General features: G+C 40.5%; 1 protein-coding gene. It reads left to right on the forward strand.

Annotated elements, in window-relative coordinates; all coding sequences use genetic code 11:
- Window positions 1-681: PepSY-associated TM helix domain-containing protein (locus CWB66_RS21035; RefSeq protein WP_138586966.1), on the forward strand; the 681-nt coding region annotated here is incomplete at its 5' end.
- Between the last annotated feature and the right edge of the window lie 59 nt (window positions 682-740).

Raw genomic sequence — 740 nt, forward strand, 5'->3', positions numbered from 1 at the left:
GCTCTATTTTTATTAGTATTAGGCATTACTGGCCTCATTATTTATCGCAAATTTTGGCAGCGTCTATTTAGCGTACGCTGGCGTGCAACACTACAAATAGTGCTTAGTGATATTCATAAAATGACTGGCGTTATAGGCTCGCCTATTATCATCATTTTAGCCATTACGGGTGGTTACTTTAACGGAGCAGTGTGGTATCACGAAGTCATTGAGCACGCCGAAGAAGAGCACTTCGCACTGACCAAAAACCTATACAGTAGCGACATTTCGTTCCAACATATACTTGACGACAGTAAAAAACAAATACCTACATTTAATGGTACATTTTTAGTCATGCCACTACAGCCAGATGAAAACATCACTGTATTTGGCGAAGTAAGCACCGCCAATCCACTCGCAAGCGAATACGCAAATACCGTTACCTATAACAAATTAACGGGTGATCACATAGCCAATTGGGACATTCGTAAAGTTGGTACTGGCTGGCAAGTAATAGATAGCTTTAGAAAACTGCACTTTGGATACTTTGCTGGGCTGTTCAGTAAAATTTTGTGGTGCGTTATAGGCTTAAGCCCGGTGTGGCTTGCAGGTACGGGGTTTTATTTATGGTTCACACGTCGAAAACGTAAAAAACAGTCACAGGCAAATCGCTCAAATAAGCGCGGTACAGTGAACGCTTGATTAAAATTTTCAAGCTAAGTTACTATCCTTACAAACCGATAAGTAATACCAATTGCATT

Source organism: Pseudoalteromonas sp. S558 (assembly GCF_005886635.1).
GTDB classification, from domain to species: Bacteria; Pseudomonadota; Gammaproteobacteria; order Enterobacterales; family Alteromonadaceae; genus Pseudoalteromonas; species Pseudoalteromonas aliena.